This window comes from Pseudomonas sp. LAP_36, from assembly GCF_019456785.1.
Taxonomy (GTDB): Bacteria; Pseudomonadota; Gammaproteobacteria; order Pseudomonadales; family Pseudomonadaceae; genus Aquipseudomonas; species Aquipseudomonas tritici.
On record NZ_JAHZMS010000005.1, the window covers coordinates 169,534 to 190,998 of the forward strand.

General features: G+C 61.2%; 19 protein-coding genes. 10 read left to right on the forward strand and 9 right to left on the reverse strand.

Features of this window, described 5'->3' with window-relative positions; all coding sequences use genetic code 11:
- Positions 1-21: 21 nt before the first annotated feature.
- Positions 22-396 (reverse strand): hypothetical protein, encoded by a 375-nt coding sequence (locus JBO08_RS17925; RefSeq protein ID WP_065880980.1) that lies wholly within the window; start codon positions 394-396, stop codon positions 22-24.
- A gap of 173 nt (positions 397-569) precedes the next feature.
- On the opposite strand from JBO08_RS17925, the gene pyk reads away from it, so the two are divergent.
- Positions 570-2,021 (forward strand): pyruvate kinase, encoded by a 1,452-nt coding sequence (gene pyk, locus JBO08_RS17930; RefSeq protein WP_065873617.1) that lies wholly within the window; start codon positions 570-572, stop codon positions 2,019-2,021.
- Positions 2,022-2,191: 170 nt separating this feature from the next.
- On the opposite strand, the gene JBO08_RS17935 is transcribed toward pyk, so the two are convergent.
- Both JBO08_RS17935 and JBO08_RS17940 read right to left on the reverse strand, forming a co-directional pair.
- Positions 2,192-2,938, reverse strand: a complete 747-nt coding sequence (locus tag JBO08_RS17935) for an enoyl-CoA hydratase-related protein (RefSeq protein ID WP_220074385.1) — start codon at positions 2,936-2,938, stop codon at positions 2,192-2,194.
- A gap of 30 nt (positions 2,939-2,968) precedes the next feature.
- Positions 2,969-3,901 (reverse strand): iron-sulfur-binding ferredoxin reductase, encoded by a 933-nt coding sequence (locus tag JBO08_RS17940; RefSeq protein WP_065873619.1) that lies wholly within the window; start codon positions 3,899-3,901, stop codon positions 2,969-2,971.
- Positions 3,902-4,116: 215 nt separating this feature from the next.
- Here JBO08_RS17940 and JBO08_RS17945 point away from each other — a divergent pair, with 215 nt between their 5' ends.
- From JBO08_RS17945 to JBO08_RS17965, 5 genes are all read left to right on the forward strand, one after another.
- Positions 4,117-5,640: a fumarate hydratase gene (locus JBO08_RS17945; RefSeq protein WP_010208051.1), complete on the forward strand. Its 1,524-nt coding sequence runs from the start codon at positions 4,117-4,119 to the stop codon at positions 5,638-5,640.
- A 171-nt stretch (positions 5,641-5,811) separates the two neighbouring features.
- Positions 5,812-7,578 (forward strand): ATP-binding protein, encoded by a 1,767-nt coding sequence (locus tag JBO08_RS17950; protein ID WP_220074386.1) that lies wholly within the window; start codon positions 5,812-5,814, stop codon positions 7,576-7,578.
- Entirely contained in the window at positions 7,572-8,897 is a 1,326-nt protein-coding gene (locus JBO08_RS17955) for a sigma-54 dependent transcriptional regulator (RefSeq protein WP_065880976.1), read from the forward strand. The genes JBO08_RS17950 and JBO08_RS17955 overlap by 7 nt, the downstream gene beginning before the upstream one ends.
- 273 nt (positions 8,898-9,170) lie before the next feature.
- Positions 9,171-10,490, forward strand: coding sequence for an MFS transporter (locus JBO08_RS17960; protein WP_065873622.1), 1,320 nt, complete (start codon positions 9,171-9,173; stop codon positions 10,488-10,490).
- Between the two features lie 150 nt (positions 10,491-10,640).
- On the forward strand, positions 10,641-11,273 hold the full coding sequence (locus JBO08_RS17965; RefSeq protein WP_065873623.1) for a flavin reductase family protein: 633 nt from the start codon (positions 10,641-10,643) through the stop codon (positions 11,271-11,273).
- Positions 11,274-11,310: 37 nt separating this feature from the next.
- Here JBO08_RS17965 and JBO08_RS17970 read toward each other — a convergent pair whose 3' ends face one another.
- Both JBO08_RS17970 and JBO08_RS17975 read right to left on the reverse strand, forming a co-directional pair.
- On the reverse strand, positions 11,311-11,556 hold the full coding sequence (locus JBO08_RS17970; protein ID WP_065873624.1) for a hypothetical protein: 246 nt from the start codon (positions 11,554-11,556) through the stop codon (positions 11,311-11,313).
- A gap of 41 nt (positions 11,557-11,597) precedes the next feature.
- Positions 11,598-11,939 (reverse strand): antibiotic biosynthesis monooxygenase family protein, encoded by a 342-nt coding sequence (locus JBO08_RS17975; protein WP_049711718.1) that lies wholly within the window; start codon positions 11,937-11,939, stop codon positions 11,598-11,600.
- Between the two features lie 327 nt (positions 11,940-12,266).
- Between JBO08_RS17975 and JBO08_RS17980 the strand changes: the two genes are divergently transcribed.
- Complete coding sequence (locus JBO08_RS17980) at positions 12,267-13,196, forward strand: AraC family transcriptional regulator (protein ID WP_065873625.1); 930 nt, start codon at positions 12,267-12,269, stop codon at positions 13,194-13,196.
- Between the two features lie 61 nt (positions 13,197-13,257).
- On the opposite strand, the gene JBO08_RS17985 is transcribed toward JBO08_RS17980, so the two are convergent.
- The 4 genes from JBO08_RS17985 to edd all read right to left on the reverse strand — a co-directional run bounded on the left by JBO08_RS17985 (position 13,258) and on the right by edd (position 18,367).
- A complete protein-coding gene (locus tag JBO08_RS17985) occupies positions 13,258-14,685 on the reverse strand; it encodes an ATP-binding protein (RefSeq protein WP_405045931.1) in 1,428 nt (475 codons plus the stop codon).
- Positions 14,686-14,716: 31 nt separating this feature from the next.
- Complete coding sequence (locus tag JBO08_RS17990) at positions 14,717-15,451, reverse strand: response regulator (RefSeq protein WP_025854798.1); 735 nt, start codon at positions 15,449-15,451, stop codon at positions 14,717-14,719.
- Positions 15,452-15,587: 136 nt separating this feature from the next.
- Positions 15,588-16,544, reverse strand: coding sequence for a glucokinase (locus JBO08_RS17995; RefSeq protein WP_065873627.1), 957 nt, complete (start codon positions 16,542-16,544; stop codon positions 15,588-15,590).
- A complete protein-coding gene (gene edd / locus JBO08_RS18000; protein WP_065880975.1) occupies positions 16,541-18,367 on the reverse strand; it encodes a phosphogluconate dehydratase in 1,827 nt (608 codons plus the stop codon). Before edd ends, JBO08_RS17995 begins: the two co-directional genes overlap by 4 nt.
- 221 nt (positions 18,368-18,588) lie before the next feature.
- Between edd and gap the strand changes: the two genes are divergently transcribed.
- The 3 genes from gap (at position 18,589) to JBO08_RS18015 (ending at position 21,380) form a co-directional block, all read left to right on the forward strand.
- On the forward strand, positions 18,589-19,590 hold the full coding sequence (gene gap, locus JBO08_RS18005; RefSeq protein ID WP_049711713.1) for a type I glyceraldehyde-3-phosphate dehydrogenase: 1,002 nt from the start codon (positions 18,589-18,591) through the stop codon (positions 19,588-19,590).
- A gap of 228 nt (positions 19,591-19,818) precedes the next feature.
- Positions 19,819-20,337, forward strand: coding sequence for an RNA polymerase sigma factor (locus JBO08_RS18010; protein WP_065873629.1), 519 nt, complete (start codon positions 19,819-19,821; stop codon positions 20,335-20,337).
- A gap of 74 nt (positions 20,338-20,411) precedes the next feature.
- Positions 20,412-21,380: a FecR domain-containing protein gene (locus JBO08_RS18015; protein ID WP_220074388.1), complete on the forward strand. Its 969-nt coding sequence runs from the start codon at positions 20,412-20,414 to the stop codon at positions 21,378-21,380.
- The last annotated feature ends 85 nt before the right edge of the window (positions 21,381-21,465 follow it).

A 21,465-nucleotide genomic window follows, 5' to 3' on the forward strand; every position in this document is an offset into this window, starting at 1 on the left:
GTTATGAAATGACGAATATCATCATAGAGAGGCTGGGCGCGGCTGGGCGACGCGTGCTCCGGGGTAATGCCCCAGTTGTTGCAGGGTATCGAGCCTCGCGCGAGCACGGTAGGCGTACTCACTCGACGGAAACTGATTAATGATGAATTGATAAGTCTGTGCCGCGTCGACAAACAGCTTTTGCCGTTCCAGGCATTGGCCCCGCAACATCGAGACCTCCGGCTGTACATAACGCCGGGTACGACTTTCGCGGTCGACCTGGGACAATTCCAGGGTAACGCGCTCGCAATCACCGACCTTGTAGGCGCGGTAGGCGTTGTTCAAATGGTGGTCCATCGACCAGCGGGTGCAGCCGACAACACTAACGGCCAGGGCAGCAATGAGCAAAATTCGCATGAGGGTTCTCCTGTCTTGTGCAGTGTATCGACCCATCGTCGAAAATCTTCAAGGATGTTCGTATTCAGCCGCAGCGAAAACAAGTCAATCGTCGATAAGTAGTGCAAACGAACAATGACTACAACGAAAGAGCATAGTAGCCTTCCCCAGCGCTTGAACTCAGGAGTCTGTGCATGTCCGTCCGTCGCACCAAAATCGTCGCCACCCTTGGCCCGGCCAGCAACTCGCCGGAAGTCCTCGAACAGCTGATTCTGGCTGGTTTGGACGTCGCCCGTCTGAACTTCTCCCACGGCACCCCGGACGAGCACAAGGCTCGCGCCAAGCTGGTGCGTGACCTGGCCGCCAAGCATGGCCGCTTCGTCGCATTGCTGGGTGACCTGCAAGGCCCGAAAATTCGTATCGCCAAATTCGCCAACAAGCGCATTGAGCTGAAGATCGGTGACAAATTCACCTTCTCCACCAGCCACCCGCTGACCGAAGGTACCCAGGACGTCGTCGGCATCGACTACCCGGACCTGGTCAAGGACTGCGGCGTCGGTGACGAACTGCTGCTGGACGACGGCCGCGTGGTCATGCGCGTCGACACCGCCACCCCAACTGAGCTGAACTGCACCGTGCTCATTGGCGGCCCGCTGTCCGACCACAAAGGCATCAACCGTCGCGGTGGTGGCCTGACCGCCCCGGCCCTGACGGAAAAAGACAAGGCCGACATCAAGCTCGCCGCCGAAATGGAAGTGGACTACCTCGCGGTATCGTTCCCGCGTGACGCCGCCGACATGGAATACGCACGTAAGCTGCGCGACGAGGCCGGCGGTACTGCCTGGCTGGTGGCGAAGATCGAACGCGCCGAAGCTGTGGCCGATGACGAAACCCTCGACGGTCTGATCAAGGCTTCCGACGCAGTGATGGTTGCCCGTGGCGACCTGGGCGTGGAAATCGGTGACGCCGAACTGATCGGTATCCAGAAGAAGATCATCCTGCACGCGCGCCGCCACAACAAAGCGGTGATCGTAGCGACCCAGATGATGGAGTCGATGATCCAGAACCCGATGCCGACCCGCGCCGAAGTGTCCGACGTAGCCAACGCTGTGCTCGACTACACCGATGCCGTGATGCTCTCGGCTGAAAGTGCCGCGGGCCCGTATCCGCTGGAAGCTGTGCAAGCCATGGCGCGTATCTGCCTCGGCGCCGAAAAGCACCCCACCAGCAAGACCTCCAGCCACCGCATTGGCAAAGAGTTCGAAAGCTGCGACCAGAGTATCGCCCTGGCCGCCATGTACACCGCAAACCACTTCCCGGGTGTGAAGGCAATCATCGCCTTGACCGAAAGTGGCTATACGCCGTTGATCATGTCGCGCATCCGTTCGTCGGTGCCGATCTACGCGTTCTCCCCGCACCGCGAAACCCAGGCCCGCGCGGCCATGTTCCGTGGCGTGTACACCGTCCCGTTCGACCCGGCTTCGTTGCCACCGCATGAAGTCAGCCAGGCGGCCATCGACGAGTTGATCAAGCGCGGCGTCGTGGAGAAAGGTGACTGGGTCATCCTGACCAAGGGCGACAGCTATCACACCATCGGCGGCACCAACGGCATGAAGATCCTGCACGTTGGCGACCCAATGGTCTGAGTGACCGGTAAGTGAAAAAGCCCCGACTGGTTCGGGGCTTTTTTATGCCTGTGGGTTTTGTAGTGCCCTGAGGGCCTCATCGCGGGCAAGCCCGGCTCCCCCAGTGGATCGCATTCCAATGTGGGAGCTGGCTTGCCTGCGATAGCGCCAGCGCAGTCAACGCACATTCATTAGCGAGAAATGAAAGCCGACAACGCCGCAATCGCCTCCGGCGACCTCAATCGCTGGGTAAACAACGCGCCCTCCTCCTCAATCACCTGCCGCAATTGCTCGCGATCCACACTTTTCATGAGTTGCTTGGTCACCTGCACCGCCCCCGGCGCCAGGGTTTCAAACCGCTCGGCCATTTCCCGCGCCCTGGCCAACGCCACCTCACCGCTGCACAACGCCTCGGTGGCAATCCCCAACGCCGCCGCCTGTTCGCCGCTGAAGCCCTCGCCCAGCAGCAATAACTCAGCCGCCTTGGCGTGCCCCAACAACCTCGGCAGGATCAGGCTCGAACCAAACTCCGGGCACAGCCCCAGATTGACGAACGGCATGCGCAATCGCGCATCACGGCTGACATACACAAGGTCGCAATGCAGCAGCAGGGTTGTACCGATACCCACGGCTGCACCTGCTACCGCGGCGATCACCGGCTTGCGGCAGTTGAGCAGGCTCTTCATGAAATGAAACGGTGGGCTATCGAGGTCGCTGGGCGGTTGTTCGAGAAAGTCGCCGATGTCGTTGCCCGCAGTGAAACAGCCACTGCTGCCCTGGATCAGCACGCAGCGGATATCCGCGTCCGCATCGGCCTGCTCGAACGCCTCGGCCAACTGGGTATACATGGCCCGAGTCAGCGCATTTTTCTTCTCGGGACGATTGAGCTGCAGGATCAGCAGCCCGCGTTCACGGTGCTGCAGGATAGCGTCAGTCATGGCAGATCTCGCGGCTGTAGAGTTCAGCGCTCAACCACGGGGCAGGAACACATCGGCCAGCAGTTGATTACGCGGCAGTCCCGCCAGAAACAAGCGCTTTGAGAAGGCTTCTACGCTGATGGGGTGTCCGCAGAGTAAAGCCAGCGTTTGCCGCGAAACAAGCCGCAGTTGCGCCAATGCCTGTGCCGACCCGGCCGCCGTCCATAGCTCCACCGTGAGGTTGGGATGCTGCGCAGCCAACGCCCCCAAGGGCTCGGCGAGATAATGGCCTTCAGTATCATGGGCCAGGTGAATCAGGCGAATGTCGCCCTGATGATCCTGGCGCAGCGCCTCACGCAATACACCCCACAACGGCCCTAACCCGGTACCGGAGGCCAGCAGCCACAGCGGTCGGGATTGCCAGTCCGGGTCGTATTGCAGCGCGCCGCCGCGCAATTCGCCCAAACGCAGGCGGTCGCCAACCTGCAACTGCCGGGCTAGATCACTGAATTCGCCAGGCTGGCGGCAGTCGAGATGAAACTCCAGGAATGCATCTTCCTGGGGCAAACTCGCCAGAGAATACGGCCTCGCCACCTGCCCCGCCCACAACACCAGGTGCTGCCCGGCGCGATAACGCAGGCCACGCTCCGGCTGCAAGCGCAGGCGCAGCACGGTTGGGTTCAACCAATCGACACCGACCACCTGAGCCGCCAAACCGTCACGCGCCGGGTCAAACGCCTCGACGCGAAGGTCCGCGCTGACCTGGCATTGGCAGGCCAACCGCCAGCCATCCTGGCGTTGCGCCGGGCTCAAGGCCTCGGGTTGCTTGTCCTCGACATCACCTTGGCAACGCACCAGGCAGGCATGGCAGCTCCCAGCGCGGCAACTGTAAGGCACAGCCACACCGGCCTGGTTCAGGGCATCCAGCAGGTTGCTGCCGGTAGATACCGACCAATGGCGTTCGCCGACGTACAGTTCAGGCATATAAGGACTCAATCACAATAGGCGCGCACAGGGAATCATGCCTGCGACAGTTTGACCATAGTCGGGTGTATCGGCCACCGTGTCGGGTTATACTGCCGCGCCTTTTTAGCGTCGCGCCTGCACCAGTGGCGTGCCTTGGAAAGGTGGTTTCAGCCGACCGATGCACCCCACTGAAGCCACCTTATTGAATGTTCCCTTATAGAGGAGCGCGACTCATGACCGTGATCAAGCAAGACGACCTGATTCAGAGCGTTGCTGACGCCCTGCAATTCATTTCCTACTACCATCCGGTTGATTTCATCCAGGCCATGCACGAAGCCTACCTGCGCGAAGAATCGCCAGCGGCCCGTGACTCCATCGCCCAGATCCTGATCAACTCGCGCATGTGCGCCACCGGCCATCGCCCGATCTGCCAGGACACCGGTATCGTTACCGTGTTCGTGCGCGTGGGCATGGACGTACGTTGGGATGGCGCCACCATGGGCCTGGACGACATGATCAACGAGGGCGTGCGTCGCGCCTACAACCTGCCGGAAAACGTCCTGCGCGCATCCATCCTCGCCGACCCGGCAGGTGCGCGTAAGAACACCAAGGACAACACCCCGGCGGTCATCCACTACTCCATCGTCCCGGGTAACACCGTGGAAGTGGACGTGGCGGCCAAGGGCGGCGGTTCCGAGAACAAGTCGAAAATGGCCATGCTCAACCCGTCCGACTCGATCGTCGACTGGGTACTGAAGACCGTTCCGACCATGGGTGCCGGCTGGTGCCCACCGGGCATGCTCGGCATTGGTATCGGCGGTACCGCCGAAAAAGCCGCCGTGATGGCCAAGGAAGTGTTGATGGAATCCATCGACATCCACGAGCTGAAAAAGCGGGGCCCGCAGAACCGTATCGAAGAGATGCGCCTGGAGCTGTTCGAGAAGGTCAACCAACTGGGCATCGGCGCCCAGGGCCTGGGTGGCCTGACCACCGTGCTCGACGTGAAGATCATGGATTACCCGACCCACGCCGCCTCGCTGCCGGTGTGCATGATCCCCAACTGCGCCGCCACCCGTCACGCACACTTTGTGCTCGACGGTTCGGGCCCGGCGTCGCTGGAAGCGCCACCGCTGGACGCCTACCCGGAAATCGTCTGGGAAGCTGGCCCATCGGCCCGTCGCGTCAACCTCGATACCCTGACCCCGGAAGAAGTGCAGAGCTGGAAGCCGGGCGAGACCGTGTTGCTCAACGGCAAGATGCTCACCGGTCGCGATGCGGCGCACAAGCGCATGGTCGAGATGCTGAACAAGGGCGAAACCTTGCCAGTGGACCTCAAGGGTCGCTTCATCTACTACGTTGGCCCGGTTGATCCGGTGCGCGAAGAAGTGGTTGGCCCGGCTGGCCCGACCACCGCAACGCGGATGGACAAGTTCACGCGTCAGATCCTCGAGCAAACCGGCCTGCTGGGCATGATCGGCAAATCCGAGCGCGGCCCTACCGCGATTGAAGCGATCAAGGACCACAAAGCCGTGTACCTGATGGCCGTGGGCGGTGCTGCTTACCTGGTGGCGCAAGCCATCAAGAAGTCGCGCGTTGTCGCCTTCGCCGAACTGGGCATGGAAGCGATCTACGAGTTCGACGTGAAAGACATGCCGGTCACCGTTGCGGTGGACAGCAAGGGCGAATCCGTGCACATCACCGGTCCTGCCATCTGGCAGAAAAAGATCAGTGAAAGCCTGGCGGTGGAAGTGCAGTAAGCGCTTCCTTCGCGGGGACAAAGGCGACTGCGGCTCATGGCCCAGTCGCCTTTTTATGGCCGACTGTTTTGTCATGGTGAACTCGGTCATGTGGGAGCGGGCTTGCTCGCCACAACATTAACGTCGTGCATGCTATGGTGCACTCCCCTTTCTGCGCCTGCTCATCACCGTATGATCGTGATTCCTCGCCCCCTGCGCCTGACCTTCTATTCCTTGCTGATCATCGCCGGTGCGGTGCTGGCCGCGGCCTTGGCCACACGCCATGCTGAACGCCAGGCCTTGGTGGACGATGCGGCCCGTGCCAATCAGCAACTCGCGCTGTATGCCAACTCACTGCATACCCTGATCGAACGCTACCGCGCACTGCCGGCTGTGCTGGCACTGGACTCGGAGATGATCAATGCCTTGAAAAGGCCGGTGGATGCTCAAACCCAGGACGTACTGAACCGCAAGCTCGAACGCATAAACGGTGCCGCGCAATCGTCCACCCTGGAATTGATGGACCGCACCGGCCTCGCCGTTGCCGCCAGCAACTGGAACCTGCCGAGCAGCTATGTCGGCCATAACTACGCCTTCCGGCCGTATTTCAGCCAGACCCTGAGCCAGGGCACCGGGCGTTTTTACGCGGTCGGCGTGACCACTGGCATACCGGGTTACTTTCTCTCCAGCGCCGTGGTGGATGAGCACGAACAGTTCCTGGGCGCCATGGTGGTCAAGCTGGAGTTCCCCGAACTTGAGCGTGAGTGGGCCCAGGGCAATGACCTGCTGCTGGTCAGCGACGCGCGTGGCATCGTGTTTATCGCCAATCAACCGGGCTGGCGTTATCGCAACCTGCGGCCGCTGTCGGCCAGCGATCTCGCCGAACTCAAGGCCACCCGCCAATACGACAAAAAACACCTGCAGCCGCTGGACACCCAGACGCTGCAACGCTTTGACGAAAACAGCCACTTGATGCGCGTCAACGGCCCGGACGGTAACGCCAATTACATTTGGGAATCCCTGCCGCTGAAGGCCGAAGGCTGGACCCTGCACCTGCTGCGTAAACCGCAGTTCGCTTTTGAGGACCAGCGCAACGCCGGCCTCGCCGCCGCCGGCTCCTGGCTGGCGCTGGTGTTCCTGGTGCTGTTCCTGACCCAACGCTGGCGCCTGGCTCGCCTGCGCCAGCGCAGCCGCGAAGAGCTTGAGCAACTGGTGGAAGAACGCACCCAGGCGCTGCGCACCGCCCAGGATGGCCTGGTGCAGTCGGCCAAATTGGCGGCACTGGGGCAAATGTCCGCCGCCCTCGCCCATGAAATCAATCAGCCGCTGACGGCCCAGCGCATGCAGTTGGCCACCTTGCGCCTGCTGCTGGATCACGGCCGCGTCGACGACGCCTACAAGGCGCTCACGCCGCTGGACGACATGCTCACGCGCATGGCCGCGCTCACCGGCCACCTCAAGACCTTCGCGCGCAAAAGCCCGAGCGGCCTGCGTGAGCGCCTGGACTTGGCCACCGTGGTCGATCAGTCCTTGCACCTGCTCGACGCACGCTTGCGTGATGAAGCCATCGGCGTCGTGCTGGACCTGACCCGCCCCGCCTGGGTCCGTGGCGATGCAATCCGCCTGGAACAGGTGCTGATCAACCTGCTGCGCAACGCGCTCGACGCCATGGCCGACAAACCACGCAAACGTCTGGAAATCCGCCTGCACGCCGATGAACAACTGTGGCAACTCACCGTCAGCGACAGCGGCGGCGGGATTGCCGAAGAACACCTGAACAGCGTGTTCGACCCGTTCTTCACCACCAAGCCGGTGGGTGACGGGCTCGGCTTGGGGCTGGCAGTGTCCTACGCTATCGTGCACGAACTGGGCGGCCGCCTGGTCGCCGCCAACCGTGGCGACGGCGCGGTTTTCACACTGACCCTGCCTATCGCGCTGGAGACGCCCGACCTATGTTGAACGCGGTGATTGTGGTCGACGACGAAGCCAGCATCCGTACGGCGGTCGAGCAGTGGTTGAGCCTGTCTGGGTTTGAGGTGCAGTTGTTCAGCCGCGCCGAAGAATGCCTGGCGAAACTGCCCAAGGACTTTCCCGGGGTGATCCTGAGCGACGTACGCATGCCGGGTCTCAGCGGCCTGGAACTGTTGGCCGAGGTGCAGCGCCGTGATGCGGATTTGCCGGTGATATTGCTGACCGGCCACGGCGATGTGCCGATGGCCGTCGACGCCATGCGCGACGGTGCCTACGACTTCCTGGAAAAACCCTTCAGCCCCGACGCCCTGCTCAACAGCCTGCGCCGCGCCCTGGACAAGCGTGGCTTGATCCTGGAAAACCGTCGTCTGCACCAACAGGCCGATCATCGCGCACAGTTGGAGTCGACCCTTTTAGGCGTGTCTCGAGGGTTGCAGACCCTGCGCCGCCAGGTGCTGGATTTGGCGAGCCTGCCGGTCAATGTACTGATCCGTGGCGAGACCGGCAGTGGCAAGGAGCTGGTTGCCCGTTGCCTGCATGACTTCGGCCCACGGGCGAAAAAACCCTTTGTGGCACTCAACTGCGCGGCAATCCCCGAGCAGTTGTTCGAGGCCGAGCTGTTCGGCCACGAAAGCGGCGCATTCACCGGTGCACAGGGCAAGCGCATCGGCAAACTGGAATACGCCCACGGCGGCACGCTGTTCCTCGATGAAATCGAAAGCATGCCGTTGGCCCAGCAAGTCAAACTGCTGCGCGTGTTGCAGGAGCAGAAGCTTGAGCGACTCGGCTCCAACCAAAGTATCCACGTGGACCTGCGCATCATCGCCGCCACCAAGCCGGACCTGCTGGAAGAGGCCCGCGCCGGGCGTTTTCGCGAAGACTTGGCCTACCGATTGAACGTCGCGCAATTGCGCCTGCCGCCCTTGCGTGAGCGCCGTGAAGATATCCCGTTGCTGTTTGACCACTTTGCACAGAGTGCCGCCGAACGCCTGGGCCGCCGTGTTGAACCACTGAGCGGTGCGCAACTGGGGCGCCTGCTCAGCCATGACTGGCCGGGCAATGTGCGTGAATTGGCCAACGTCGCCGAGCGCCAGGTACTGGGGCTTGGCGAGCCGGAGCCGGAAGGCGTCGAGGCCGGGCAATCGTTGGCGGCGCAGCAGGAGGCGTTTGAAGCGCATTGCCTTAAAGCTGCGCTGGCGCGGCACAAGGGCGATATCAAGGCCGTGCTGGCCGAGCTGCAACTGCCTCGGCGAACCTTGAATGAAAAGATGCAGCGGCATGGGTTGGTGCGGGAGATGTTTCTCTAGCGACCTTCAGACCGCCATCGCAGGCAAGCCAGCTCCCACATTTTGAACTGTGAATACATTTCCAATGTGGGAGCTGGCTTGCCTGCGATGAAGCCCGTGTCCATAAGCGGTTTTCCGCTCATCACCTGAAAATCATCAGCGACTTTCCGCTCAAAAAAATCCTTTAACCCTTCTATTCCGGGCCTTCATCTACCTGGCACAGCTCCTGCTATAGCCCAAGCCAGGCAGTGCTCAAGCACGCTCCACAAAAACAATTAGATGAAGGATCCTTCAATGGATAACTCCAACTCCCTACCTCTGGGGTCGGCGGCTGCGCCGGCAAAAGCACGCACCACGTCCAGCCGGATCAAATCGATCTTCAGCGGATCGGTCGGCAACATGGTCGAATGGTACGACTGGTACGTCTACGCCGCCTTCTCGCTGTACTTCGCCAAAGCCTTCTTCCCGAAAGGCGACACCACCGCCCAATTGCTCAACACCGCCGCGATCTTCGCTGTGGGTTTCCTGATGCGCCCGATCGGTGGCTGGCTGATGGGCCTGTACGCCGACAAAGTCGGGCGTAAAAAAGCCCTGATGGCCTCGGTCTACCTGATGTGCTTCGGCTCGCTGCTGATTGCCCTGAGCCCGGGTTATGAAATGATTGGCATCGGTGCGCCGATCCTGCTGGTGTTTGCCCGTTTACTGCAGGGGCTGTCGGTCGGCGGCGAATACGGCACCTCCGCCACTTACCTCAGCGAGATGGCAACCAAGGAACGTCGTGGTTTCTACTCCAGCTTCCAGTACGTGACCCTGATTTCGGGCCAGCTCATCGCCCTGGCCGTACTGATCGTGCTGCAACAGGTATTGACCACCGAGCAGCTGTACGCGTGGGGCTGGCGTATCCCGTTCGCCATCGGCGCCCTGTGCGCAGTCGTCGCGCTGTACCTGCGTCGCGGCATGGAAGAAACCGAGTCGTTCACCAAGAAGGAAAAAGCCAAGGAAAGCGCGATGCGCACCTTGATGCGCCACCCCAAGGAACTGATGACCGTGGTCGGCCTGACCATGGGCGGTACCCTGGCGTTCTACACCTACACCACCTACATGCAGAAATACCTGGTGAACACCGTCGGCATGAGCATTTCCGACTCCACCACCATCTCGGCAGCGACGCTGTTTCTGTTCATGTGCCTGCAACCGATCGTCGGCGGGCTGTCGGATAAAGTCGGTCGTCGGCCAATCCTGATCGCCTTCGGTATCCTCGGCACGCTGTTCACCGTGCCGATCCTCACCACGCTGCACACCATCCAGAGCTGGTGGGGCGCGTTCTTCCTGATCATGGCAGCCCTGATCATCGTCAGCGGCTACACCTCGATCAACGCCGTGGTGAAGGCCGAGCTGTTCCCGACCGAAATCCGCGCCCTGGGTGTGGGCCTGCCGTATGCCCTGACGGTGTCGATCTTCGGCGGTACCGCTGAATACATCGCGCTGTGGTTCAAGAGCATCGGCATGGAAACCGGTTACTACTGGTATGTGACGGCGTGTATTGCGGTGTCATTGGTGGTCTACGTGACGATGAAAGACACGCGCAAACACTCGCGTATCACCACGGACTAAAAATGTGGGAGCGGCGGTGCGACGATTCGACTTGCCCGCGATAGCGGTGGTTCAGTCGAAGTTGTATTCACTGACCGAAAGCTATCGCGGGCAAGCCCGCTCCCACATTGGGTATGATGTGCTCCCGAGAATTGAGAACAGAACCCGGCCATGTCCGACGATATCCATTTCTACGAACCCGCCAACGGCCACGGCCTGCCCCATGATCCGTTCAATGCCATCGTCGGTCCACGGCCGATCGGCTGGATCTCGTCCCACGACAGCGAAGGCCGCTTGAACCTGGCGCCCTATAGCTTCTTCAATGCGTTCAACTACATTCCGCCGATCATTGGGTTTTCCAGTGTCGGACGCAAAGACAGCCTGAACAACATCGAGCAGACCGGCGAGTTTGTGTGGAACCTGGCGACCCGCCCGTTGGCCGAGCAGATGAACCAGAGCTGCGCCGCCGTATCGCCAGAGGTAAACGAATTCGAGTTGTCCGGCTTGACGCCGGTGGCTTCGAAGATCGTTGGCGTGCCTCGGGTGGGCGAGAGCCCGGTGTCGTTCGAGTGCAAGGTGACGCAGATTATCCAACTGCAGCGTGCCGACAAGGCGCTGGTGCCGAGCTGGCTGGTGCTGGGCGAGGTGGTCGCGGTGCATATCGCCAAGTGGCTGCTCAAGGATGGCATCTACGACACCGCCGCCGCCGAGCCGATTTTACGTGGCGGCGGGCCGGCGGATTACTTCCAGCTGGGGCCTGAGGCGCTGTTCAAGATGTATCGCCCTGGTGCCACAAAACCCTGAATGGAATGAGGTCTAAATGTGGGAGCGGCAGCGTTCCCTAGTTTTCGGCAGTTGCCCAGGTCAGCTGACCCTCTTGGTCCACATCGACCAATCGCTCCAATTGCACAGTAGCGGCATCATCCGCATCAGAAGCAGTCTTGAACGTCTGCCCATCAAGGATCTTGTGAAACCGCGGTGCGCCCATGCCATCGAGTGCCTTGACGGCAACGGCGGCGCTGTAGCCACCTTCTCCGGGTACGACGGCGGAAACGGCTTCGTGGTGAGCAAATTGTTTACGTGCCATGTTGCAGGTCCTGGCCAATGGAAAGTCGGCCATTCTAAACCCTAACCGGCGAGTTGCAGGTACTCGCCATAGGCATTGGCGGCTGAGGCATCGGTAAAGGTCTGGAAGTCCATGCTGCGAACCACCATGTCGTTCAACAGCTCCGTAAAGATCATCAGGGCCGGAGAATTGAAGTAGGCGCTCATCGCCTGCTCGCTGCTCCAGAAGCCCGAGACCAGCCAGACATCAGGGTCGACCTGGGAATGCTGCAACGAGAATTGCAGGCAACCCTGAGCCTGGCGGCCCGGTTCGATCAAACTGCTCAAGCGTGCACCGAGTTCGGTGCTGCACCCGGTGCGGGCGCGGATAAAGGCCATATGGCTCGCGGGAATGGGGGTGGACATGTTCGACTCTCCCGTTGAGAAGTGATGCTCGGCAAGCACTGTGGGGGCGTGTTGCCACAGGGTCAAAGATAACGGCGCGGGTGCGGGCGCGGTTAGTCGATTCCTGCTGGCTTATTGCACAATCCTGCGAGAAGCGCAGATAGGACGTTTGGCCCCGGCATTTATTCCAAGGGCAACCGCCTTGTTTCAGGGAGATGACAGCCCCCACGATTGCCTGATTCACGATGTGTCGCAGGATCAGGCAAGGATTGTGCAGAATCGACGTAACACTGTTTGCACGGCCGCCGCTAAGCTGACCCCATCGAAGTAGCCTGTAGAGGACGCCCCATGCCGTCGCCCGAACCCCGATCCCTCCCCCTCGATGCCGAGATGGAAAAGCAGCGCGCCGAACTGGCGAGCATTGTGCAGCGGCATACCTGGGAAGACGGCTCCTACGGTACGGCAATCACCTCGCTGTACCTGAACCGCCACAACGCACCGCGCGACTTCATGCCGGTACTGGTGGAGCCGGCCCTGTGCATTCTGGCCAGCGGCAGCAAGGAAGTGCGCCTCGCCGATGAAGTGTTCGCCTACGACCCGCTCAATTACCTGGTGTTCTCGGTAGCGATGCCGGTGGCTGGCCGGATCATGGAGGCCACGCCGCAAGACCCCAACCTGTCGATCAGGATCAACATCGACCCGGCCCAACTCACTGCGCTGATCGCGGAAGCCGGCCCGATGGGTGTGCCGTCGCGCCCGACCTCCCGTGGCATGTACGTCGACCGCATCGACAACCAGCTGCTCGACGCGGTGCTGCGCCTGGCGCGGTTGCTGGATACGCCCAAAGACATCGCCATGCTTGCGCCGCTGATCAATCGGGAAATTCTTTATCGCCTGTTGCGGGGTCCGCAGGGTTATCGGCTGTATGAAATTGCCGTTGCCAACAGCCAGAGCCACCGAGTGAGCCAGGCGATCAAGTGGTTGAACAGCAACTACGAGCAACCGCTGCGCATCGACGACTTGGCCAGGGAAGTGAACCTGAGCGTCTCGACCTTGCACCACCGCTTCAAGGCAATTACAGCCATGAGCCCGTTGCAGTACCAGAAGCAATTGCGCTTGCAGGAAGCGCGGCGGTTGATGATTGCCGAAGGGTTGGAAGCGTCGGCGGCGGGGTATCGCGTGGGGTATGAAAGCCCGTCACAGTTCAGCCGCGAATACAGCCGGTTGTTTGGTGCGCCGCCGTTGAGGGATTTGGCTAGATTGCGCCAAAGCATCTGACCGGATGAAGATCAACATGTGGGAGCTGGCTTGCCTGCTCCCACATTGGCCTCGCGTGTGTTCAATCGAGGCCGCGGGGGAGCTGCAGGGTCACGCGCAACCCGCCCTCACGCAGGTTCTGCAAACTCACTTCACCGCCATGGCTGTGGGCAATGTTGCGCGCAATCCCTAGTCCCAAGCCGTAACCCTGCTGGTGCCCTGCCAGACGGAAGTGCGGTTCAAACACTTGCTCCAGCCGCTGCTCCGGAACCCCAGGCCCCTCGTCATCCACATGCAGGATGAACTCCGCGCCGTTGTCCTCGATGTGCAAATGCGCGTTCTGCCCGTACTTCAACGCGTTGTCGATCAGGTTGCCGATGCAACGCTTGAGCGCCAGCGGCTTGCCCGGATAAGGGGTCAGTGCGCGGCCATGCTGGGTGACGCGGCCATTGCCGTTGGGCGCCAGGTACGGTTCCACCAGGCAGTCGAGCACGTGGTTCAGGTCCACCGGCTCGATATTTTCGTGAATATCGGTGTCTTTCACGCATTGCAGCGCGCCTTTCACCAGCAACTCTAGTTCATCAAGATCGCGGCCGAATTTGGTTTGCAGGTTTTCGTCTTCAAGCAGTTCCACGCGCAGGCGCAGACGGGTAATCGGTGTGCGCAAATCATGGGAAATGGCGCTGAACAACTGGCTGCGCTCGGTCAGGTAGCGGCTGATACGTTCGCGCATCGCGTTGAACGCACGGCCCACTTCCACCACTTCGCTGCCGCCGCCTTCGGCTACCGGCTCTACGTCAGCCCCCAGGGACATATCCCGCGCCGCCCGCGCCAGGCGTTTAAGGGGCCGACTCTGCCAGTGCACCAGCAAGCCGATAAACAGCAGCAGGAAACCGCTGGTCAGCACGATAAACCACACTTGCTGGGACGGCAGGCCTTGTTCCTCAAGACTGGTGTAGGGCTCGGGCAGCAGCGAAGCAATGTACAGCCATTCGCCCGGGGCGAGCTGGATCTGGGTCACCAGCACGGGCGGGTTCACCGGTTCCAGGGTCAACGCGTAATGCGCCCAGGAACGCGGCAACTCGTCGAGTTTCAGGCCAGCATTGAAGATGCGCAGGTCTTCGGCGCTGACAAACTCCACCGAGATGTGCACGTCGGCGCCGAGGGTCTGGCGCAGCACTTCATCCACGGCCACCAGCACGGCATGCTTGCGCGGGGTCTCCGGCAAGACCTCCATGTCCAGCGGTCGGTCGTTGAGGGTTACCACGAAGCGGGTGCCGCCCATGCTGCGCAATTGGTCCAGGACCAACGGGCGATACGCCACCGGCAACGAACGGAAGTAGCTCACGCTGGCGGTCATCGAATGCGCCAGGCTACGGGCGCTGGTGACCAGGCCCTCGAGCTGGGTGGCGCGCAACTGCGACACCCAGATCACGCTGGACAGCGCCTGGGCAAAAAACACCGCCAGTAGCGTCAGCAGCAGCATGCGCCCCAGCAGCGAGCGCGGCACCGGGAAACGGCGGCGGCGCTCGGTCACATGTTCAGTGGGCATTGCCGGCAACCACGCTGGCTGCCAGTTGATAACCGCTGCCGCGCACGGTGCGGATCAGCCTCGGGGGTTTTTCGGTATCGCGCAGGCGTTGGCGCAGGCGGCTGACAGCCATGTCGACGATACGGTCCAGCGGCATCAAGTCGCGACCACGGGTGGCGTTGCCGATGGTGTCACGGTCGAGGATTTGTTGGGGGTGGTCGAGAAACAATTTGAGCAGGGCAAAGTCGGCACCGGAAAGGATCACTTCTTCGCCATCCACATGAAACAGCCGGTGGCTGATCATGTCCAGGCGCCACTCATCAAACACCAGCACATCCCCGCCTACGCTGCGTTCCTGGCCAAACTGGCAACGGCGCAACAGCGCTTTGATCCGCGCCTGCAGCTCACGGGGGCTGAAGGGTTTGCCGATGTAGTCATCGGCACCCAGCTCCAGGCCGATCACGCGGTCGGCTTCGTCAGAGCTGGCGGTGAGCATGATGATCGGCACCTGCGCCTGGCGCGGGTGCTGGCGGATCCAGCGGCAGAGACTGAAACCGTCTTCGTCCGGCAACATCACATCAAGGATGACCAGGTCGCATGGCGCCTCGTTCATCGCCTGGCGGAACCCCGCGCCATCCGGCACGCCACGCACCTGGAAACCGGCGCGACTGAGGTAGGTCTGCAGCAACTCGCGGATTTCCTGGTCGTCGTCGACGAGGAGAATGGATTTACTGATTACGCTCACGGGGTCCTCCTTGTTGTTATGGCCAAGCTTAAGTCATTTGTTGCTCTTGAGGCCCTGATCGCGGGCAAGCCAGCTCCCACAGGAGAATGCACTCCAAATGTGGGAGCTGGCTTGCCTGCGATGGGGCCATCACGGCCTACGCAAACGCCTGCTCCAACGCCACGCCAGCCCCGGTCAACCCGGAATACGGGGCTGTGACCAACCACACCGGAATGCCCTTGAAGTAGTCGCTCATGCAGCCTTTGTCCGCAAAGCTCTTGGCGAAACCGCTGCGGATAAAGAAGTCGGCAAACCTCGGTATCACGCCGCCCACGATGTACACGCCACCGCGCCCGCCGGTGGTCAGCACGTTGTTGCCGGCTACTCGGCCCAGCCAGATGCTGAACTGGTCTAACACTTCCATCGCCACCGGGTCGCCGGCCAGGCCTGCGGCCGTGATGGCTTCGGGCGTGTCCAGCACCGGGGTGTGACCGTCCACTGCACAAATCGCTCGATACAGGCGCGGCAAGCCGCCTCCGCTCAAGGCGGTTTCGGCGCTGACGTGGCCGATCTCGCTGTAGATGTGCTGCCACAACTGGGTTTCCCGCGGGCTGCTCAAAGGCAGGTCGACATGGCCGCCCTCGCCCGGCAATGCGGCGAAACGCCCGCCCCCCAAATCCAGCAATGTGCCAACACCCAGGCCGGTGCCAGGACCAATCACCACCGCCGGGCGCAACGGCTCCGGCGTGCCTTCGCAGACCACACGAAACTCGTCGGGCTGCAAGCGCGTCATGCCTAGGGCCATGGCCGAGAAGTCGTTGACTAGTAGCAGCTCATCCACCTGCAAGGCTTTACAGAAAGCAGTCTTACTCAGGCGCCAGTGATTGTTGGTGAATTTAAATTCATCCCCACTCACCGGCCCGGCCACCGACAGGCACACCGCACCGATGTCACCGATTTCCAGGCCTTCTTCCTTGAGATAAACCTTGATCGCCTCTTCGGGGCTGGAATGATCCGCCGTGGCATGCACGCGGATCGAATGCAGCGCCTGGTCCCGCCACAACGCGAAACGCGCGTTGGTTCCACCGATATCACCGACCAGCGCTAGCTTCACTTAAGCGTCTCCAGGGCAGAGGTAAAGGCGCTGGCGCCCTGCTCTGCGGAGCTTGCGGCCAAGCGCATAAATGCAAACAGCTCACGACCGGCTCCCACGTTATTGCCCAACAGGCCCGTGGCAGGTGCGCGCGCTGCAAATTCTTCGGCGTCTACCTTAAGCTCCAAGGTGCCTTTCACGCCATCCACGCGAATGATATCGCCATCGCGCACCCGCGCCAGTGGCCCGCCGCTGTGGGCTTCGGGGTTAACGTGAATCGCGGCGGGGATCTTACCCGACGCGCCGGACATACGCCCGTCTGTCACCAGCGCAACTTTGAAACCGCGGTCCTGCAACACGCCGAGGAATGGCGTCATCTTGTGCAGTTCCGGCATGCCGTTGGAGCGCGGGCCCTGGAAGCGCATCACCGCGACAAAGTCTTTTTCCAGCTGGCCGGCCTTGAAGGCGTCGGCCAGGTCCTGCTGATCCTGGAACACCACGGCGGGTGCTTCGACAATTTGATGCTCGAGGGCTACCGCCGAGACTTTCATTACGCCACGGCCGAGGTTGCCTTCCATCACACGCAAACCACCTTCCGGCGAGAACGCACGGGCCACGGGGCGCAGGATGGTTTCGTCGAGGCTTTCGATCGGACCGTCGCGCCAGACCAGCTCGCCATCCACCAGGAACGGTTCCTGGATATAACGGCTCAGGCCCTTGCCGGCCACGGTGTTGACGTCTTCATGGAGCAGGCCGGCTTCAAGCAGTTCACGGATCAGGAACGACATGCCGCCCGCCGCCTGGAAGTGGTTGATGTCCGCCTTGCCGTTCGGATACACGTGGGACAGGGTCGGCACCACCTCGGAGAGGTCGGCCATGTCCTGCCAGGTGAGAATAATGCCCGCCGACATGGCGATAGCCGGCATGTGCAGCGTGTGGTTGGTGGAACCGCCGGTGGCGTTGAGGGCGACGATGGAGTTGACGATGGACTTCTCGTCGACGATCTCGCCGATCGGCGTGAAGCTGCCGTTGGCCTTGGTCAGGCGCGTGACCTGGTGCGCGGCTTCGCGGGTCAGTGCGTCACGCAGCGGCGTGTACGGGTTGACGAACGAGGCGCCTGGCAAGTGCAGGCCCATCACTTCCATCAGCAACTGGTTGGTGTTGGCAGTGCCGTAGAAGGTGCAGGTGCCAGGGCTGTGGTAGGACTTCATCTCCGATTCCAGCAGCTCTTCGCGGGTCGCCTTGCCTTCGGCATAGCGCTGGCGCACATCGGCTTTCTGTTTGTTGGAGATGCCCGACGGCATCGGGCCGCCCGGGACGAAGATCATCGGCAGGTGGCCGTAGCGCAGTGCGCCCATCATCAGGCCGGGGACGATCTTGTCGCAGATGCCGAGCATCAGCGCGGCATCGAACATGTTGTGGGACAGCGCTACCGCCGTGGACATGGCAATCACTTCACGGCTGAGCAGGCTCAGCTCCATACCGGGCTCGCCTTGGGTCACGCCGTCGCACATGGCGGGGGTGCCACCGGCGAACTGGCCGACCGAACCGACTTCGCGCAGGGCTTTCTTGATCTGTTCCGGGAAGTGTTCGTACGGCTGATGCGCCGAGAGCATGTCGTTATATGACGAAACAATTGCCACGTTGGCGGCATTCATCATACGCAGGCTATTTTTATCTTCAGTGCCGCAACCGGCCACGCCGTGGGCGAAGTTGGCGCATTGCAGCTTACCGCGCATCGGACCGTCGATGGCTGCACCGCGAATGAGCGCAAGGTAAGCCTCGCGAGTGGCGCGGCTGCGGGCGATAAGCCGTTCGGTGACCTCAAGAACGCGGGGATGCATGTGTAGAACTCCAGGCTAACGGATGTGGCGACCCTCGTTCCTGGGTTGATCAAACGCCCGCAGCGCATGGGATGGCAGGGAGGCATTTGGATCATCGGACCAGTTGATTCAGGTCACTCGTTGTAGATTGAACAAAATATTGCCACTAAAAAGGCTTGTTTTCTATTTTTATGCGAATAATCTTGTAATTCTTACAACAAATCGACGACAGGCACTCTCCAATGACTCTTCGTATCGCAATCAATGGTTTTGGCCGTATCGGCCGTAATGTCCTGCGCGCACTGTATACCCAAGGCTACCGCCAGGATTTGCAGATCGTCGCCATCAATGATCTGGGCGACAGTTCGATCAACGCCCACCTGCTCAAATACGACACCGTGCATGGCACTTTCGAAGCAGAGGTCGCCCACGATCAGGAAAGCCTGACCGTCAATGGTGACCGGATTGCCGTCAGTGCCATTCGCAACCCGGCCGACCTGCCGTGGGCTGCGCACAAGATCGACGTGGTGTTCGAATGCACCGGTCTGTTCACTGACCGTGACAAGGCTGCCGCCCATATTACCGCTGGCGCGCGCAAGGTGATCATCTCTGCACCGGCCAAGGGCGCGGACGCCACCGTGGTCTACGGCGTGAACCATGACATTTTGCGTCAATCCCACCAGATCATCTCCAACGCCTCGTGCACCACCAACTGCCTGGCGCCTGTGGCCCAAGTGCTGCACCGCGAGTTGGGTATCGAAAGCGGCCTGATGACCACGATTCACGCCTACACCAACGATCAGAACCTCACCGACGTCTACCACACCGACCCGTACCGCGCGCGTTCGGCCACCCAGAACATGATCCCAAGCAAGACCGGCGCGGCTGAAGCGGTCGGCCTGGTGCTGCCGGAACTGGCGGGCAAGCTGACCGGCATGGCCGTGCGGGTACCGGTGATCAACGTATCGCTGGTGGACCTCACCGTACAGCTGAAGAAAGAAGCCACTGCCGAACAGGTCAACGCGCTGCTCAAAGAAGCCAGCCAGCACTCGAAGATCCTCGGCTACAACACCCTGCCGCTGGTTTCCAGTGACTTCAACCACAACCCGCTGTCGTCGATCTTCGATGCCAATCACACCAAGGTCAGTGGCAAGTTGCTGAAAGTGCTGGCGTGGTACGACAACGAGTGGGGCTTCTCCAACCGTATGCTGGATAACTGCCTGGCGCTGTGCAACGCCGAGTAATCGGGCAACGCAGATCGCTTGTGGGAGCCGGTTTTTTGTGAGAGCCGGGCTTGCCCGCGATGCAGGCAACTCGGTGTTTCAGTCAGACCGAGGTGATGCTATCGCGGGCAAGCCAGCTCCCACATAAGCCTGGTTCGCACAGGGATCCGTAAACCCGCTCAAAGTGCCCCTTGCCATTTGAGTTGATGATAAGCATTATCATTAACTGTATATCGGTCTGGTATCACTGTGAGCCAATCTCGCTTCAACCATGTCTTTCTCACCCAACGGGTGATTCTGCTTCGCACCTTGCAGCGGATGGTGAATAACCACAGCACCGCCGAGGACCTGTTGCAGGAAACCTACCTGCGCGTCACCCGGGCCCTGAGCGAGCGGCCGATCGATCACCTTGAACCCTTTGTCTATCAGACGGCGCGCAACCTGGCGCTGGATCACCTGCGCGCGCGTCGGATCCAGGCCCGCACGTTGCAGGAAGATGTCCCGCTGGACGTTCTGCAAAGCGTCGCCGCCCCTATCAGTACACCAGAGGACGCCACCCAGGCCGAGCAAATGCTTGAGGCCCTGAGCGTCAGCCTGGGCCAGTTGAGCGCCCGTCAGCAGCAGATTTTCATCCTCAGCCGCCTGCATGGTTGCAGCTACCAGGAGATTGCTGATCAGTTACACGTGTCCTTGAGCACCGTGCAAAAGGAACTGAAATTGATCATGGCCATCTGTGTAGGTGTGGCCGAACGGCTGGATCGGCCTTAAGCTTCACCCGACAGATGCGTCGGCACAGGCTGTACGAAAGTTGAATAGAACGTGGCGAAGACCCGAGGAACACCGTGACGGACCCGAATAAACTGCGGCCCCATGAGCTGGCTCATGAGGTGTTGCAAGACACGGCTATGGACCAAGCCCTCGACTGGCTGATCGCCTTGCAGTGCCCGAAGCCCGGGCAGCAGGCCGAATTTGAAGCCTGGCTGATGCGTGACCCGGCTCACGTCCGCGCCTTCGACAAGGCCCAGGCCGCCTGGGGTGGAGCGCCGGTACACAGCGCCGCCGTTGCACTGGCCGTGCCACGCAAGCCCAGCGCCTGGCGCCGGGTCAAACCGCATTGGAAACCGTTGGCCACCGCCGCCGTGCTGTTGATCGGCCTGTTCAGCTTCAGCAACCTGCCGGTACGTCTGCAAGCTGACCACCTCACCGTGGTGGGCGAACGCCAGCGCCTGCAATTGGACGACGGTTCGAAGGTGTTGCTCAACACCAACTCGGCGTTTTCCAGCAGCATCAAGGACCACCAGCGCATCGCCCGCCTGTATCAGGGCGAGGCGTTTTTCGAAGTCGTGCCCAATCATGGCCTGCCCCTGGAAATCGACGCCGGCCCCGTACGTGCCAGCGTACGCGACACCACTTTCGCCGTGCGCTACCTCAACGGTGAAGCCCAAGTGCAAGTGCAGCGCGGCGATGTCGACCTGAGCAATACCTTCGACGATGCCCGCGTGCGCCTGAGCGCCGGTGAAAGTATCCGCATCGGGCCCAAGGGCTTCGGCCAGCCTGCCAAGCTGGATGCCAATAAAGACCTGGCCTGGGTACAAGGCCGGCTGATCTTCGAAAACTGCCCGATGAGCGAAGTGCTCGCCGAACTGCGCCGCTATTACCCTGGCTGGATCGTCAACACCAACGACCGGCTCGCCAACGTCGCCGTCACCGGCAATTATCGCCTCGACCAGCCCCTGGACGTCGTGCGTTCACTGGCTCACATCACCTCGGCCAAGTTGTCGGAATACCCGGCGCTGGTGATCCTGAACTAAATGAGAATTATTTTTACTCGATAGCTGACGGTGGTACGTCTCGTCTTAGCCAATGCAACTGATTCCTATTTGTCTCGGTTCGCAA

Coding starts and splice junctions, on each gene's coding strand:
- JBO08_RS17925 (WP_065880980.1), bottom strand. CDS start 396: ATGCGAATTTTGCTCATTGCTGCCCTGGCCGTTAGTGTTGTCGGCTGC.
- pyk (WP_065873617.1), top strand. CDS start 570: ATGTCCGTCCGTCGCACCAAAATCGTCGCCACCCTTGGCCCGGCCAGC.
- JBO08_RS17935 (WP_220074385.1), bottom strand. CDS start 2,938: ATGACTGACGCTATCCTGCAGCACCGTGAACGCGGGCTGCTGATCCTG.
- JBO08_RS17940 (WP_065873619.1), bottom strand. CDS start 3,901: ATGCCTGAACTGTACGTCGGCGAACGCCATTGGTCGGTATCTACCGGC.
- JBO08_RS17945 (WP_010208051.1), top strand. CDS start 4,117: ATGACCGTGATCAAGCAAGACGACCTGATTCAGAGCGTTGCTGACGCC.
- JBO08_RS17950 (WP_220074386.1), top strand. CDS start 5,812: ATGATCGTGATTCCTCGCCCCCTGCGCCTGACCTTCTATTCCTTGCTG.
- JBO08_RS17955 (WP_065880976.1), top strand. CDS start 7,572: ATGTTGAACGCGGTGATTGTGGTCGACGACGAAGCCAGCATCCGTACG.
- JBO08_RS17960 (WP_065873622.1), top strand. CDS start 9,171: ATGGATAACTCCAACTCCCTACCTCTGGGGTCGGCGGCTGCGCCGGCA.
- JBO08_RS17965 (WP_065873623.1), top strand. CDS start 10,641: ATGTCCGACGATATCCATTTCTACGAACCCGCCAACGGCCACGGCCTG.
- JBO08_RS17970 (WP_065873624.1), bottom strand. CDS start 11,556: ATGGCACGTAAACAATTTGCTCACCACGAAGCCGTTTCCGCCGTCGTA.
- JBO08_RS17975 (WP_049711718.1), bottom strand. CDS start 11,939: ATGTCCACCCCCATTCCCGCGAGCCATATGGCCTTTATCCGCGCCCGC.
- JBO08_RS17980 (WP_065873625.1), top strand. CDS start 12,267: ATGCCGTCGCCCGAACCCCGATCCCTCCCCCTCGATGCCGAGATGGAA.
- edd (WP_065880975.1), bottom strand. CDS start 18,367: ATGCATCCCCGCGTTCTTGAGGTCACCGAACGGCTTATCGCCCGCAGC.
- gap (WP_049711713.1), top strand. CDS start 18,589: ATGACTCTTCGTATCGCAATCAATGGTTTTGGCCGTATCGGCCGTAAT.